Here is a 16,307-nt window from a genome sequence, read left to right as displayed (position 1 = left end):
GTCCTGACATCATTTGATTCACGCGCTTTTGGATCTGATATGTCTAAAAAACTTTGGGTAGCCGGAATGCTGCCAATGGCTGCGTTTGCGCAGCAAACCTCTCCAGTGGTTTCTGAAAATGAAACTGTCGTTGTTACTGCTTCTCGATTTGAGCAATCGGTTGATAATGTTATTGCTCCTGTCAGTGTTGTTACTCGCGAAGAGATAGAACAGTCTCAAGCTAAGACATTGACAGAAATCTTGCGTCGATTACCTGGTGTTGAAACCACAGTAAACGGTGGTATCGGCCAAAACGCTTCTCTTTTCTTACGCGGCACTAATTCGAGTCATACGTTAGTTTTAATTGATGGTGTTCGTATGAACAACACGATTACAGCTGGCACGAACATCAACCGTATACCAGTCAACCAAGTTGAACGAGTTGAGCTCATTCGTGGTGCAGGTGCTGCCGTTTATGGCTCTGATGCTATTGGTGGTGTTTTGAATATTATCACTCGCTCTAAGCGCGGTACTGAACGCCAAAGCATAGCTGTTGGGACTGGTAGTAAAGCATACCGCGAGGGTAATTTTGCCTCTACGGGTGACATCTCTGAAAACAGTCATTTAAAAATAGCCGCGGGTTTCCAGCAGACGGATGGCTTTAATGTTAATCCTCTTCCTGGTTTAAATGATGGGGATACTCACGGCTTTGATGGTAATCAGGCGATGATAAACTATGAGCACATTATCGATGACAATTGGTCGTTGTTTGGCTCACTGCGTTGGTTTGATAATGTCGCAGAGTACAATCGCTGTGATTATGACTATGTAAGCCAATCTTGTTCTTATATGGTTGCGAAAGCATACAATCAATCAACAAGCTATACGGGACGTGCAGAGTATAATGATAGTCAGTATCAGTCGTTTTTCACCGTCAACTACCAAGAAGACCGTAATTATGATGATATTGGTGCGGCACTACCTATATCTCGATTGAATATCGACCAAACAAACCTGCAGTGGGCAAATCAGTATATTTTAAGCGAAGCTTTGTTACTCTCTGGTGGTATTGACTGGCGTCGAGAAAATCTAAAGGATGATGCGCTGAGTTATGGATTTAAGCATAAAGCTGCAGGTGAAAAGCGAGATACGAGAGGTATCTATGCGGGGGCGATATTTGCTCATGATGCGTTAACGCTTCAGGCCTCTGTGCGGACAGATAAGCACGACGAGTACGACGACTATACCACTTGGTCGTTAGGAGCTAGTTATGAGCTCAATCTATCTCATCGGCTGTATGGTTCTATAGGGACGGCGTTCAAAGCACCTTCATTCGCTGATTTAGGAGGCAATCCTAAATTGAAGCCAGAAGAGTCAGAGAATCTTGAGCTAGGCGTTGAGGGTTTTTACTCGTTTGCCGATTGGTCTCTATCTGTTTACCGCAATGAAGTTGACAACCTACAGATTTACTATACCGATATTTATATGGCAAAAAACATTGATGCAGATATCCGTGGCCTGGAACTTGAGGTGAACTTTGACACTGGTATGGTTTCTCATGCAGTAGTGGCTGAATATAAAGATCATGAAGATACGAAAGGTGCGCAATTGGCACGTAGAGCTAAACAGAACTATAAGTGGGTTGGTGAGCTTACTTTAGACGAAGTTGTTGTTTCTTTATCTTATATTTATACGGGTAAACGCTCAGATCTGCCGGCAGTGGATGCAAGTCAAATTAAGAATTTGGAAGCTTATAGCTTGCTCGATCTAGGAGTGAGTTACTTTGCAACTCCAAACCTTGTTTTCCGAGGACGGATTGATAACTTACTTGATGAAGAATACGAAACGACAGGGGGTTACCCTGCACCTGAAAGAGCATACTACTTGTCGCTTGATTATAAGTTCTAAATGAAACCGCCTTCGGGCGGTTTTTTCTTCTCTTCCTTCTTTGTCGTTCAACGTCTATTATTGCGAGCGCATTAATTAGTTGAGTACAGAGCGCGTGAATATCCTAATCTTTGATTCTGGCATGGGTGGATTATCCGTATATCAAGAGATCAAACGGCGTCTACCCCAAGCAACCTATACCTATGTATTCGACAATGGTGCTTTTCCCTATGGGGAGTTGCCGCCGTCGACGCTGGTGGATAGAGTGGTTGCGATTATTAAAGATCGAGTAGCGGCGCGTGATATCGATTTAGTGGTTATTGCATGTAATACGGCAAGTACCGTCGTACTTCCGCCTTTGAGGGAGCAACTCAGTATCCCTGTAGTGGGGGTCGTACCAGCGATAAAACCAGCCGCTTCTGCAAGTAAGGTTGGCGTGATAGGGTTACTTGCGACACCTGCTACCGTGTCTCGCCCGTATACGGATGAGCTCATTTCTCGGTTCGCTGAGCACTGTAAAGTCCTGCGGGTTGGATCAACACGTTTAGTCGAGATAGCCGAAGACAAGTTGCGTGGTATACCTGCACCGCTAGGAGAGTTAGCGCAAATACTCTCGCCCTTTAAAGGAGCAGTTGATCAACTGATACTAGGATGCACACACTTTCCTCTACTACGAGAAGAAATCTGTGCAGTGTTAGAGGAAGCTGTCAGTGTGATTGATTCAGGTGCTGCAATCGCGAATCGAGTGGTATCGCTCTTAGAAGGCAGTACACTTAAGGAGCAAGGAGCTCATCAAGTGTACTGTACGTTGGCAGATAAGAACTGTTTAGCGTTACATTCCTACCTTGAACAGCAAGCGCTTTCTGCACCGCAAGTTATATCACTTACGCTTCCTGATGCTTAGGCTCGTTGGCCTCTCTCACTTTTAGCTTTCGACTTTGGTAGTCAGATTCATTCAGTGCCTCAATGGCGGAATTGGCATCTTGGCTGCGCATGACGACAAAACCAAAGCCGCGTCGCTTACCTGTACGTTTATCTTTCATAAGACGAACAGCAAACACTTCGCCATGAGATTCAAAAAGCGTTTTCACATCGCTCTCATTAGCGCGGTAGGGCAGATTACCGACATAGAGAGTACGACTGCCTGGAGGCTCGCTGCTTGAAGAGGATAGGACTGTAGGGGAGTCAGTGGGGCTGGCAGAAGGTGAACGTAAAGTGATAAAGAAGCCAGTAATAATTGCGCCTAGCGCGAAAGCTAAATTGGCAGGTAAAGAAAAGCTTGTAAAGGTAAGTAGCGAGAACCCAACCACAGCAACAATAAGAGTGGTAATTAATAATGATGATTTCATATTGCTCGATACGTCAGTTAATGAATAGAGAAAGTCTGACCTTAACAAGGTCGTTACATTTATCTTACGTATATTATTGATTAATTTCCAATCGGTGGTGAAATTGTTGCTCGTAAATGCGTTGGAGCGCATTGTTTGGGCTGTGTGGTGTTAAATTGAGCGGTCGTGATCTTTTTCGCAAAAAAGGGGTTGTCAGCCTGAAATTGATCTCTATAATGCCGCCTCACTGACACGGAGCACCGCGCTGAAAAGCAATGTCGCCCACCGAGTTAGCCTCGAAAGAGGGATGTCAAAAAGTGGTTTTGAAAATAACTAAAATTACTTGTTGACATCAAATCAGGAAAGCGTAGTATACGCAGCCCTGACGCGGTAACAGTGTTACCAGTCAACGTTCTTTAACAATATGACCATGCAATCTGTGTGGGCACTCGTTGAATAGATAGTCTAAAGATTTATCAATGATACTAGTGACCAAATTAAGACTTCGGTCTTAGCACAGTCAATTCATTACTTAGCAATAAGTAATATCAGTATTCATTGAGCCGGTCGCAAGACCAACAAAACTTTAATTGAAGAGTTTGATCATGGCTCAGATTGAACGCTGGCGGCAGGCCTAACACATGCAAGTCGAGCGGAAACGACTTAACTAAGCCTTCGGGTGACGTTAAGGGCGTCGAGCGGCGGACGGGTGAGTAATGGCTGGGAACCTGCCCTAACGAGGGGGATAACCATTGGAAACGATGGCTAATACCGCATAATCTCTACGGAGCAAAGAGGAGGACCTTCGGGCTTCTCGCGTTAGGATGGGCCCAGTTGGGATTAGCTAGTAGGTGAGGTAACGGCTCACCTAGGCGACGATCCCTAGCTGGTTTGAGAGGATGATCAGCCACACTGGAACTGAGACACGGTCCAGACTCCTACGGGAGGCAGCAGTGGGGAATATTGCACAATGGGGGAAACCCTGATGCAGCCATGCCGCGTGTATGAAGAAGGCCTTCGGGTTGTAAAGTACTTTCAGCAGTGAGGAAGGTTTAGTAGTTAATACCTGCTAGATTTGACGTTAGCTGCAGAAGAAGCACCGGCTAACTCCGTGCCAGCAGCCGCGGTAATACGGAGGGTGCGAGCGTTAATCGGAATTACTGGGCGTAAAGCGCATGCAGGCGGTCTGTTAAGTCAGATGTGAAAGCCCGGGGCTTAACCTCGGAACCGCATTTGAAACTGGCAGGCTAGAGTCTTGTAGAGGGGGGTAGAATTTCAGGTGTAGCGGTGAAATGCGTAGAGATCTGAAGGAATACCGGTGGCGAAGGCGGCCCCCTGGACAAAGACTGACGCTCAGATGCGAAAGCGTGGGGAGCAAACAGGATTAGATACCCTGGTAGTCCACGCCGTAAACGATGTCTACTTGGAGGTTGGAATCTTGAATTCTGGCTTTCGGAGCTAACGCGTTAAGTAGACCGCCTGGGGAGTACGGTCGCAAGATTAAAACTCAAATGAATTGACGGGGGCCCGCACAAGCGGTGGAGCATGTGGTTTAATTCGATGCAACGCGAAGAACCTTACCTACTCTTGACATCTACAGAAGCTTGAAGAGATTCGAGTGTGCCTTCGGGAACTGTAAGACAGGTGCTGCATGGCTGTCGTCAGCTCGTGTTGTGAAATGTTGGGTTAAGTCCCGCAACGAGCGCAACCCTTATCCTTGTTTGCCAGCACTTCGGGTGGGAACTCCAGGGAGACTGCCGGTGATAAACCGGAGGAAGGTGGGGACGACGTCAAGTCATCATGGCCCTTACGAGTAGGGCTACACACGTGCTACAATGGCGCATACAGAGGGCGGCCAACTTGCGAAAGTGAGCGAATCCCAAAAAGTGCGTCGTAGTCCGGATTGGAGTCTGCAACTCGACTCCATGAAGTCGGAATCGCTAGTAATCGTGGATCAGAATGCCACGGTGAATACGTTCCCGGGCCTTGTACACACCGCCCGTCACACCATGGGAGTGGGCTGCACCAGAAGTAGATAGCTTAACCTTCGGGAGGGCGTTTACCACGGTGTGGTTCATGACTGGGGTGAAGTCGTAACAAGGTAGCCCTAGGGGAACCTGGGGCTGGATCACCTCCTTAACGATAAGACTGCTGTTAGATGCAGTGTCCACACAGATTGCTTGGTCGTAATGTGAAGAGTGTCGGGTAGTGTTTTGCACTATCCCTATTAGTGTGCCCAACACACTAATAAAAAGTGAGATGATGTCGTTCCTCACAGGTTCGTCACTCGCTAACACAAAGTTTGCAAAACATGTTTTGCAGACAAACTCAGTGTCCCATTCGTCTAGAGGCCTAGGACACCGCCCTTTCACGGCGGTAACAGGGGTTCGACTCCCCTATGGGACGCCACTTCTCTTTTGAAGTGACAAGATGGGTCGTTAGCTCAGTTGGTAGAGCAGTTGACTTTTAATCAATTGGTCGCAGGTTCGAATCCTGCACGACCCACCATCTTTTGCCACGAAGATGTAAAACTACTGTGGGCGATTAGCTCAGTTGGGAGAGCACCTCCCTTACAAGGAGGGGGTCACTGGTTCGAGCCCGGTATCGCCCACCACTCTCTAAAGGTTTTTCCTTAAGAATCTTTAGAAAGTGCAAGCTAACAAGCTTCACATGCTCTTTAACAAACTGGAAAGCTGACTAGTAAATTCAATCGAATAGATTGAATCGTTCATTGAAAAATGAACAAGTTCTCAAATGTGTTTACGCAAGTAAATACAACAAACACATTCAAGTGTCTTGTATTGAGTCCGGCGAAAACATGTAAACCTTGGTTGCTGTCATACGCCTATGTGTCTTCACTTTGATAAAGTGAAATAAAGACGCCTTGGGGTTGTATGGTTAAGTGACTAAGCGTACACGGTGGATGCCTTGGCAGTCAGAGGCGATGAAGGACGTGCTAACCTGCGATAAGCCATGAGAAGACGGTAAGAGTCACTATACTCATGGATTTCCGAATGGGGAAACCCGGCCGCATAAGCGGTCATCATAACGTGAATACATAGCGTTATGAGGCGAACTCGGGGAACTGAAACATCTAAGTACCCGAAGGAAAAGACATCAACAGAGATTCCGAAAGTAGCGGCGAGCGAAATCGGAGTAGCCCTTAAGCTGGTTTGGGATTAGGTGAAGGCTCTGGAAAGTGCCGCGATACAGGGTGATAGCCCCGTAACCGACAATCCCTTATCAGTGAAATCGAGTAGGACGGCGCACGTGAAACGTTGTCTGAATAGGGGGGGACCATCCTCCAAGGCTAAATACTCCTGACTGACCGATAGTGAACCAGTACCGTGAGGGAAAGGCGAAAAGAACCCCTGTGAGGGGAGTGAAATAGAACCTGAAACCGTGTACGTACAAGCAGTGGGAGCCCTTCGGGGTGACTGCGTACCTTTTGTATAATGGGTCAGCGACTTACATTCTGTAGCAAGGTTAACCGAATAGGGGAGCCGTAGGGAAACCGAGTCTTAACTGGGCGTACAGTTGCAGGGTGTAGACCCGAAACCAGGTGATCTCAGCCATGGGCAGGTTGAAGGTGAGGTAACACTTACTGGAGGACCGAACCGACTAATGTTGAAAAATTAGCGGATGACTTGTGGCTGGGGTGAAAGGCCAATCAAACCTGGAGATAGCTGGTTCTCCCCGAAAGCTATTTAGGTAGCGCCTCGGACGAATACTACTGGGGTAGAGCACTGTTAAGGCTAGGGGGTCATCCCGACTTACCAACCCTTTGCAAACTCCGAATACCAGTAAGTACTATCCGGGAGACACACGGCGGGTGCTAACGTCCGTCGTGGAGAGGGAAACAACCCAGACCGCCAGCTAAGGTCCCAAATTACTACTAAGTGGGAAACGATGTGGGAAGGCTCAGACAGCCAGGATGTTGGCTTAGAAGCAGCCATCATTTAAAGAAAGCGTAATAGCTCACTGGTCGAGTCGGCCTGCGCGGAAGATGTAACGGGGCTAAGTAGTAAACCGAAGCTGCGGCAATGCGCTTATGCGTATTGGGTAGGGGAGCGTTCTGTAAGCTGTTGAAGGTGTGCTGTAAGGCATGCTGGAGGTATCAGAAGTGCGAATGCTGACATGAGTAACGATAAAGGGGGTGAAAAACCCCCTCGCCGGAAGACCAAGGGTTCCTGTCCAACGTTAATCGGGGCAGGGTAAGTCGACCCCTAAGGCGAGGCTGAAGAGCGTAGTCGATGGGAAACGGGTTAATATTCCCGTACTTCTTACAATTGCGATGGAGGGACGGAGAAGGCTAGGTGGGCCTGGCGACGGTTGTCCAGGTTCAAGCATGTAGGTTGGGTGTTTAGGCAAATCCGGACACCTAAGACTGAGATACGACGTCGAGCTGCTACGGCAGTGAAGTCATTGATGCCATGCTTCCGGGAAAAGCTTCTAAGCTTCAGATTGTAAGGAATCGTACCCCAAACCGACACAGGTGGTCGGGTAGAGAATACCAAGGCGCTTGAGAGAACTCGGGTGAAGGAACTAGGCAAAATGGTACCGTAACTTCGGGAGAAGGTACGCTCCTGTCGGTGAAGTCCCTCGCGGATGGAGCTAACGGGAGTCGCAGATACCAGGTGGCTGCAACTGTTTATTAAAAACACAGCACTGTGCAAAATCGAAAGATGACGTATACGGTGTGACGCCTGCCCGGTGCCGGAAGGTTAATTGATGGGGTTAGACTTCGGTCGAAGCTCTTGATCGAAGCCCCGGTAAACGGCGGCCGTAACTATAACGGTCCTAAGGTAGCGAAATTCCTTGTCGGGTAAGTTCCGACCTGCACGAATGGCGTAATGATGGCCACGCTGTCTCCACCCGAGACTCAGTGAAATTGAAATCGCAGTGAAGATGCTGTGTACCCGCGGCTAGACGGAAAGACCCCGTGAACCTTTACTACAGCTTGGCACTGAACATTGAGCCTACATGTGTAGGATAGGTGGGAGACTTTGAAGCGTTGTCGCCAGATAGCGTGGAGTCATCCTTGAAATACCACCCTTGTATGTTTGATGTTCTAACTTGGCCCCATTATCTGGGGTGAGGACAGTGCCTGGTGGGTAGTTTGACTGGGGCGGTCTCCTCCCAAAGCGTAACGGAGGAGCACGAAGGTGGGCTAATCACGGTCGGACATCGTGAGGTTAGTGCAATGGCATAAGCCCGCTTGACTGCGAGACTGACAAGTCGAGCAGGTGCGAAAGCAGGTCATAGTGATCCGGTGGTTCTGGAATGGAAGGGCCATCGCTCAACGGATAAAAGGTACTCCGGGGATAACAGGCTGATACCGCCCAAGAGTTCATATCGACGGCGGTGTTTGGCACCTCGATGTCGGCTCATCACATCCTGGGGCTGAAGTCGGTCCCAAGGGTATGGCTGTTCGCCATTTAAAGTGGTACGCGAGCTGGGTTTAGAACGTCGTGAGACAGTTCGGTCCCTATCTGCCGTGGGCGTTGGAGAATTGAAAGGGGCTGCTCCTAGTACGAGAGGACCGGAGTGGACGAACCTCTGGTGTTCGGGTTGTGTCGCCAGACGCATTGCCCGGTAGCTAAGTTCGGAATCGATAACCGCTGAAAGCATCTAAGCGGGAAGCGAGCCTTGAGATGAGTTCTCCCTGGCAGTTTAACTGTCCTAAAGGGTTGTCGTAGACTACGACGTTGATAGGCAGGGTGTGTAAGCGTTGTGAGGCGTTGAGCTAACCTGTACTAATTGCCCGTGAGGCTTAACCATACAACACCCAAGGTGTTTTATCGGGCTTAATCGCGCTTGAATGTGAAGAAGAACACTAGCCAGTTTTCATAGTTTGAACAAAATTTTGCTTGGCGACCATAGCATTGTGGACCCACCTGACTCCATGCCGAACTCAGAAGTGAAACGCAATAGCGCCGATGGTAGTGTGGGGTCTCCCCATGTGAGAGTAGGACATCGCCAGGCTTTGAATTTTCTTTCTTTTTGTCTAAGAAGAAAGTGATTTCGCTTGCGAGCGGAGTCAACATAAGATTTTCAAAAAATCGAGAATCTTATCTTGACTTAAAATCAGAGCAGCGTATTATACGCCTCCTGACTTGCTGAAGCCAACAAGGCTAACGCATTGAAAGTCAACGTTCTTTAACAATATGACCATGCAATCTGTGTGGGCACTCGTTGAATAGATAGTCTAAAGATTTATCAATGATACTAGTGACCAAATTAAGACTTCGGTCTTAGCACAGTCAATTCATTACTTAGCAATAAGTAATATCAGTATTCATTGAGCCGGTCGAAAGACCAAAAAAACTTTAATTGAAGAGTTTGATCATGGCTCAGATTGAACGCTGGCGGCAGGCCTAACACATGCAAGTCGAGCGGAAACGACTTAACTGAGCCTTCGGGTGACGTTAAGGGCGTCGAGCGGCGGACGGGTGAGTAATGGCTGGGAACCTGCCCTAACGAGGGGGATAACCATTGGAAACGATGGCTAATACCGCATAATCTCTACGGAGCAAAGAGGAGGACCTTCGGGCTTCTCGCGTTAGGATGGGCCCAGTTGGGATTAGCTAGTAGGTGAGGTAACGGCTCACCTAGGCGACGATCCCTAGCTGGTTTGAGAGGATGATCAGCCACACTGGAACTGAGACACGGTCCAGACTCCTACGGGAGGCAGCAGTGGGGAATATTGCACAATGGGGGGAACCCTGATGCAGCCATGCCGCGTGTATGAAGAAGGCCTTCGGGTTGTAAAGTACTTTCAGCAGTGAGGAAGGTTTAGTAGTTAATACCTGCTAGATTTGACGTTAGCTGCAGAAGAAGCACCGGCTAACTCCGTGCCAGCAGCCGCGGTAATACGGAGGGTGCGAGCGTTAATCGGAATTACTGGGCGTAAAGCGCATGCAGGCGGTCTGTTAAGTCAGATGTGAAAGCCCGGGGCTTAACCTCGGAACCGCATTTGAAACTGGCAGGCTAGAGTCTTGTAGAGGGGGGGTAGAATTTCAGGTGTAGCGGTGAAATGCGTAGAGATCTGAAGGAATACCGGTGGCGAAGGCGGCCCCCTGGACAAAGACTGACGCTCAGATGCGAAAGCGTGGGGAGCAAACAGGATTAGATACCCTGGTAGTCCACGCCGTAAACGATGTCTACTTGGAGGTTGGTGTCTTGAACACTGGCTTTCGGAGCTAACGCGTTAAGTAGACCGCCTGGGGAGTACGGTCGCAAGATTAAAACTCAAATGAATTGACGGGGGGCCCGCACAAGCGGTGGAGCATGTGGTTTAATTCGATGCAACGCGAAGAACCTTACCTACTCTTGACATCTACAGAAGCTTGAAGAGATTCGAGTGTGCCTTCGGGAACTGTAAGACAGGTGCTGCATGGCTGTCGTCAGCTCGTGTTGTGAAATGTTGGGTTAAGTCCCGCAACGAGCGCAACCCTTATCCTTGTTTGCCAGCACTTCGGGTGGGAACTCCAGGGAGACTGCCGGTGATAAACCGGAGGAAGGTGGGGACGACGTCAAGTCATCATGGCCCTTACGAGTAGGGCTACACACGTGCTACAATGGCGCATACAGAGGGCGGCCAACTTGCGAAAGTGAGCGAATCCCAAAAAGTGCGTCGTAGTCCGGATTGGAGTCTGCAACTCGACTCCATGAAGTCGGAATCGCTAGTAATCGTGGATCAGAATGCCACGGTGAATACGTTCCCGGGCCTTGTACACACCGCCCGTCACACCATGGGAGTGGGCTGCACCAGAAGTAGATAGCTTAACCTTCGGGAGGGCGTTTACCACGGTGTGGTTCATGACTGGGGTGAAGTCGTAACAAGGTAGCCCTAGGGGAACCTGGGGCTGGATCACCTCCTTAACGATAAGACTGCTGTTAGATGCAGTGTCCACACAGATTGCTTGGTCGTAATGTGAAGAGTGTCGGGTAGTGTTTTGCACTATCCCTATTAGTGTGCCCAACACACTAGTAAAACCTAAGTCCCATTCGTCTAGAGGCCTAGGACACCGCCCTTTCACGGCGGTAACAGGGGTTCGACTCCCCTATGGGACGCCACTTCTCTTTTGAAGTGACAAGATGGGTCGTTAGCTCAGTTGGTAGAGCAGTTGACTTTTAATCAATTGGTCGCAGGTTCGAATCCTGCACGACCCACCATCTTTTGCCACGAAGATGTAAAACTACTGTGGGCGATTAGCTCAGTTGGGAGAGCACCTCCCTTACAAGGAGGGGGTCACTGGTTCGAGCCCGGTATCGCCCACCACTCTCTAAAGGTTTTTCCTTAAGAATCTTTAGAAAGTGCAAGCTAACAAGCTTCACATGCTCTTTAACAAACTGGAAAGCTGACTAGTAAATTCAATCGAATAGATTGAATCGTTCATTGAAAAATGAACAAGTTCTCAAATGTATTTACGCAAGTAAATACAACAAACACATTCAAGTGTCTTGTATTGAGTCCGGCGAAAACATGTAAACCTTGGTTGCTGTCATACGCCTGTGTGTCTTCACTTTTGTAAAGTGAAATAAAGACGCCTTGGGGTTGTATGGTTAAGTGACTAAGCGTACACGGTGGATGCCTTGGCAGTCAGAGGCGATGAAGGACGTGCTAACCTGCGATAAGCCATGAGAAGACGGTAAGAGTCACTATACTCATGGATTTCCGAATGGGGAAACCCGGCCGCATAAGCGGTCATCATAACGTGAATACATAGCGTTATGAGGCGAACTCGGGGAACTGAAACATCTAAGTACCCGAAGGAAAAGACATCAACAGAGATTCCGAAAGTAGCGGCGAGCGAAATCGGAGTAGCCCTTAAGCTGGTTTGGGATTAGGTGAAGGCTCTGGAAAGTGCCGCGATACAGGGTGATAGCCCCGTAACCGACAATCCCTTATCAGTGAAATCGAGTAGGACGGCGCACGTGAAACGTTGTCTGAATAGGGGGGGACCATCCTCCAAGGCTAAATACTCCTGACTGACCGATAGTGAACCAGTACCGTGAGGGAAAGGCGAAAAGAACCCCTGTGAGGGGAGTGAAATAGAACCTGAAACCGTGTACGTACAAGCAGTGGGAGCCCTTCGGGGTGACTGCGTACCTTTTGTATAATGGGTCAGCGACTTACATTCTGTAGCAAGGTTAACCGAATAGGGGAGCCGTAGGGAAACCGAGTCTTAACTGGGCGTACAGTTGCAGGGTGTAGACCCGAAACCAGGTGATCTAGCCATGGGCAGGTTGAAGGTGAGGTAACACTTACTGGAGGACCGAACCGACTAATGTTGAAAAATTAGCGGATGACTTGTGGCTGGGGGTGAAAGGCCAATCAAACCTGGAGATAGCTGGTTCTCCCCGAAAGCTATTTAGGTAGCGCCTCGGACGAATACTACTGGGGGTAGAGCACTGTTAAGGCTAGGGGGTCATCCCGACTTACCAACCCTTTGCAAACTCCGAATACCAGTAAGTACTATCCGGGAGACACACGGCGGGTGCTAACGTCCGTCGTGGAGAGGGAAACAACCCAGACCGCCAGCTAAGGTCCCAAATTACTACTAAGTGGGAAACGATGTGGGAAGGCTCAGACAGCCAGGATGTTGGCTTAGAAGCAGCCATCATTTAAAGAAAGCGTAATAGCTCACTGGTCGAGTCGGCCTGCGCGGAAGATGTAACGGGGCTAAGTAGTAAACCGAAGCTGCGGCAATGCGCTTATGCGTATTGGGTAGGGGAGCGTTCTGTAAGCTGTTGAAGGTGTGCTGTAAAGCATGCTGGAGGTATCAGAAGTGCGAATGCTGACATGAGTAACGATAAAGGGGGTGAAAAACCCCCTCGCCGGAAGACCAAGGGTTCCTGTCCAACGTTAATCGGGGCAGGGTAAGTCGACCCCTAAGGCGAGGCTGAAGAGCGTAGTCGATGGGAAACGGGTTAATATTCCCGTACTTCTTACAATTGCGATGGAGGGACGGAGAAGGCTAGGTGGTCCTGGCGACGGTTGTCCAGGTTCAAGTATGTAGGTTGGGTGTTTAGGCAAATCCGGACACCTAAGACTGAGATACGACGTCGAGCTGCTACGGCAGTGAAGTCATTGATGCCATGCTTCCGGGAAAAGCTTCTAAGCTTCAGATTGTAAGGAATCGTACCCCAAACCGACACAGGTGGTCGGGTAGAGAATACCAAGGCGCTTGAGAGAACTCGGGTGAAGGAACTAGGCAAAATGGTACCGTAACTTCGGGAGAAGGTACGCTCCTGTCGGTGAAGTCCCTCGCGGATGGAGCTAACGGGAGTCGCAGATACCAGGTGGCTGCAACTGTTTATTAAAAACACAGCACTGTGCAAAATCGAAAGATGACGTATACGGTGTGACGCCTGCCCGGTGCCGGAAGGTTAATTGATGGGGTTAGACTTCGGTCGAAGCTCTTGATCGAAGCCCCGGTAAACGGCGGCCGTAACTATAACGGTCCTAAGGTAGCGAAATTCCTTGTCGGGTAAGTTCCGACCTGCACGAATGGCGTAATGATGGCCACGCTGTCTCCACCCGAGACTCAGTGAAATTGAAATCGCAGTGAAGATGCTGTGTACCCGCGGCTAGACGGAAAGACCCCGTGAACCTTTACTACAGCTTGGCACTGAACATTGAGCCTACATGTGTAGGATAGGTGGGAGACTTTGAAGCGTTGTCGCCAGATAGCGTGGAGTCATCCTTGAAATACCACCCTTGTATGTTTGATGTTCTAACTTGGCCCCATTATCTGGGGTGAGGACAGTGCCTGGTGGGTAGTTTGACTGGGGCGGTCTCCTCCCAAAGCGTAACGGAGGAGCACGAAGGTGGGCTAATCACGGTCGGACATCGTGAGGTTAGTGCAATGGCATAAGCCCGCTTGACTGCGAGACTGACAAGTCGAGCAGGTGCGAAAGCAGGTCATAGTGATCCGGTGGTTCTGAATGGAAGGGCCATCGCTCAACGGATAAAAGGTACTCCGGGGATAACAGGCTGATACCGCCCAAGAGTTCATATCGACGGCGGTGTTTGGCACCTCGATGTCGGCTCATCACATCCTGGGGCTGAAGTCGGTCCCAAGGGTATGGCTGTTCGCCATTTAAAGTGGTACGCGAGCTGGGTTTAGAACGTCGTGAGACAGTTCGGTCCCTATCTGCCGTGGGCGTTGGAGAATTGAAAGGGGCTGCTCCTAGTACGAGAGGACCGGAGTGGACGAACCTCTGGTGTTCGGGTTGTGTCGCCAGACGCATTGCCCGGTAGCTAAGTTCGGAATCGATAACCGCTGAAAGCATCTAAGCGGGAAGCGAGCCTTGAGATGAGTTCTCCCTGGCAGTTTAACTGTCCTAAAGGGTTGTCGTAGACTACGACGTTGATAGGCAGGGTGTGTAAGCGTTGTGAGGCGTTGAGCTAACCTGTACTAATTGCCCGTGAGGCTTAACCATACAACACCCAAGGTGTTTTATCGGGCTTAATCGCGCTTGAATGTGAAGAAGAACACTAGCCAGTTTTCATAGTTTGAACAAAATTTTGCTTGGCGACCATAGCATTGTGGACCCACCTGACTCCATGCCGAACTCAGTAGTGAAACGCAATAGCGCCGATGGTAGTGTGGGGTCTCCCCATGTGAGAGTAGGACATCGCCAGGCTTTGAATTAGTGCGGAGTGGTAGTTCAGTTGGTTAGAATACCGGCCTGTCACGCCGGGGGTCGCGGGTTCGAGTCCCGTCCACTCCGCCAATCATTGAATCCCTAGCAGCAATGCTGGGGACTTTTTGTATGTGCAGTATAGAGCGGTAGTTCAGTTGGTTAGCTTTTTACCTTGAAAGAAGCGGTCTGTAACGCTGCCGAAGGCAATCGCGGGTTCGAGTCCCGCTTGTACGCAAGCCCGGCCCTCCGCCACTTATACCAATCTGGAAAATTAACTGGTCAGTTTAATCCAGTCTCTGGTGCACATTTTGGTCACTCTATCTGCACGCTTCAAGAATCGATTCCATGCAGTGCATACTTTCGACACAATATCTTCGTAGTCGGTAAAACTCTGATTGGCAAGATAGTGTTGTCTGAGCCAACTCCACACTTGTTCTATAGGATTTAGCTCTGGTGAATATGGCGGGAGCTTGATGATACTGACATTACTGAACTGTTCTGCAATGTCATTTGTATGCCAGCCAGCGCCATCCATAATGATCACTGCGTGACGACCTTTTTCGGTCACCGCGGAGATCTGCTTAAGGTGCTCAACCATAATGTCCTTGTTAACCCAAGGAACGACCAGCGCCTCGCCAATACCTCTAGCGGGACATACTGAGCCAAACAAATACGCATATTCAAACTGCTGCTGTTTAACTGCTCTTGGTCTTGATCCCCGTTTAGCCCAAAGTCGAGTTGTCGTGTTTTGCTGACCAAATCTTGCTTCATCTTGAAACCAGACATCGACGTTATCAAGCCCCATGTGACCGGGGATCTTAAGGATCGTTTCAATTTTGAATTTTTTTAAAATCGTCTTGGGTTTGCTGGGATTGACGAGGGTGCTTGGAGCGTGATGTTATCCAAGAGAAGCCCATGTGACTAAGCAAATAGTAGATAGAGTCTGGGTGGTAGTGTTTACCAAACTCTTTCACGATATAAGCATGAATATCAGTACCTGTTAACCTCCCCCCAGATGAATCTTCGGCACGTGCCTTTATAAACAGGCTTAGCTGTTCACGTTGCTGAGTATTGAGGAATGCTGGGCGACCCGTTCTTGGTTTCTCTTGCAGCCCTTCAAGCCCTTCTTCAAGGAATGTTTGTACCCACTTATTCACACTCGTTCTGCTTACCTTAAGGAACTTAGCAATTTGGGTTCGAGAGTGACCATCTTTAAAGTGTGCCAATGCGAGCAATCGCATCTTCATCTGAATAGATTTTTGTTGGCTAGCAAGCTTTTTGAAATCAATGGTATCGAGGCTGTCCATAGCGTCTTTTTTCATGAAGAAGTAACAGCCTCAATTAGATCATATTTTTACTTAGAATGGTATAATAAGCCTGTGGTTTAGTACCAGTTAAATCCCCTGATCAACTTTACTCAACCTTTAGCCGATACTTTAGTAACGCCGTTTGAGCCAG

General features: G+C 49.0%; 4 protein-coding genes, 7 tRNA genes and 6 rRNA genes. 15 read left to right on the top strand and 2 right to left on the bottom strand.

What is annotated here, in order from left to right:
• The first annotated feature begins 39 nt into the window (after positions 1-39).
• Both TSUB_RS15445 and murI read left to right on the top strand, forming a co-directional pair.
• Positions 40-1,887: a TonB-dependent receptor domain-containing protein gene (locus TSUB_RS15445; RefSeq protein WP_087020477.1), complete on the top strand. Its 1,848-nt coding sequence runs from the start codon at positions 40-42 to the stop codon at positions 1,885-1,887.
• Positions 1,888-1,981: 94 nt separating this feature from the next.
• Positions 1,982-2,770, top strand: coding sequence for a glutamate racemase (gene murI / locus TSUB_RS15440; RefSeq protein ID WP_281422914.1), 789 nt, complete (start codon positions 1,982-1,984; stop codon positions 2,768-2,770).
• Here murI and TSUB_RS15435 read toward each other — a convergent pair.
• The gene (locus TSUB_RS15435) at positions 2,751-3,215 is read right to left on the bottom strand and encodes an RNA recognition motif domain-containing protein (RefSeq protein ID WP_087020470.1); all 465 of its coding nucleotides are present in this window, start codon (positions 3,213-3,215) and stop codon (positions 2,751-2,753) included. The two genes, murI and TSUB_RS15435, sit on opposite strands and share 20 nt — an antisense overlap.
• Positions 3,216-3,781: 566 nt before the next feature.
• On the opposite strand from TSUB_RS15435, the gene TSUB_RS15430 reads away from it, so the two are divergent.
• The 13 genes from TSUB_RS15430 to TSUB_RS15370 all read left to right on the top strand — a co-directional run bounded on the left by TSUB_RS15430 (position 3,782) and on the right by TSUB_RS15370 (position 14,939).
• Positions 3,782-5,333, top strand: a 16S ribosomal RNA gene (locus TSUB_RS15430).
• 194 nt (positions 5,334-5,527) lie between these two features.
• A tRNA-Glu gene (locus tag TSUB_RS15425) sits at positions 5,528-5,603 on the top strand.
• A gap of 23 nt (positions 5,604-5,626) precedes the next feature.
• Positions 5,627-5,702 (top strand) — tRNA-Lys (locus tag TSUB_RS15420).
• A gap of 30 nt (positions 5,703-5,732) precedes the next feature.
• Positions 5,733-5,808 (top strand) — tRNA-Val (locus tag TSUB_RS15415).
• Between the two features lie 282 nt (positions 5,809-6,090).
• Positions 6,091-8,975 (top strand): 23S ribosomal RNA (locus TSUB_RS15410).
• Between the two features lie 88 nt (positions 8,976-9,063).
• A 5S ribosomal RNA gene (gene rrf, locus TSUB_RS15405) occupies positions 9,064-9,179 on the top strand.
• A gap of 345 nt (positions 9,180-9,524) precedes the next feature.
• A 16S ribosomal RNA gene (locus tag TSUB_RS15400) occupies positions 9,525-11,078 on the top strand.
• 119 nt (positions 11,079-11,197) lie between these two features.
• A tRNA-Glu gene (locus tag TSUB_RS15395) sits at positions 11,198-11,273 on the top strand.
• Positions 11,274-11,296: 23 nt separating this feature from the next.
• Positions 11,297-11,372, top strand: a tRNA-Lys gene (locus TSUB_RS15390).
• 30 nt (positions 11,373-11,402) lie between these two features.
• A tRNA-Val gene (locus TSUB_RS15385) sits at positions 11,403-11,478 on the top strand.
• A gap of 282 nt (positions 11,479-11,760) precedes the next feature.
• Positions 11,761-14,645 (top strand): 23S ribosomal RNA (locus TSUB_RS15380).
• A gap of 88 nt (positions 14,646-14,733) precedes the next feature.
• Positions 14,734-14,849 (top strand): 5S ribosomal RNA (gene rrf, locus TSUB_RS15375).
• Together the 16S, 23S and 5S rRNA genes with 7 tRNA genes alongside form the textbook arrangement of a ribosomal RNA operon.
• 13 nt (positions 14,850-14,862) lie before the next feature.
• A tRNA-Asp gene (locus tag TSUB_RS15370) sits at positions 14,863-14,939 on the top strand.
• A 181-nt stretch (positions 14,940-15,120) separates the two neighbouring features.
• Here the strand turns inward: TSUB_RS15370 and TSUB_RS15365 are convergent.
• A protein-coding gene (locus TSUB_RS15365; RefSeq protein ID WP_414718386.1) for an IS630 family transposase occupies positions 15,121-16,156 on the bottom strand; the annotation gives its coding sequence in 2 pieces (ribosomal slippage) (positions 15,121-15,696 and positions 15,698-16,156; 1,035 coding nt in all).
• Positions 16,157-16,307 lie beyond the last annotated feature (151 nt).

Origin of the sequence: Thaumasiovibrio subtropicus (assembly GCF_019703835.1) — a bacterium.
Taxonomy (GTDB): domain Bacteria; phylum Pseudomonadota; class Gammaproteobacteria; order Enterobacterales; family Vibrionaceae; genus Thaumasiovibrio; species Thaumasiovibrio subtropicus.
This window is presented reverse-complemented; position numbering and strand designations above follow the sequence as displayed.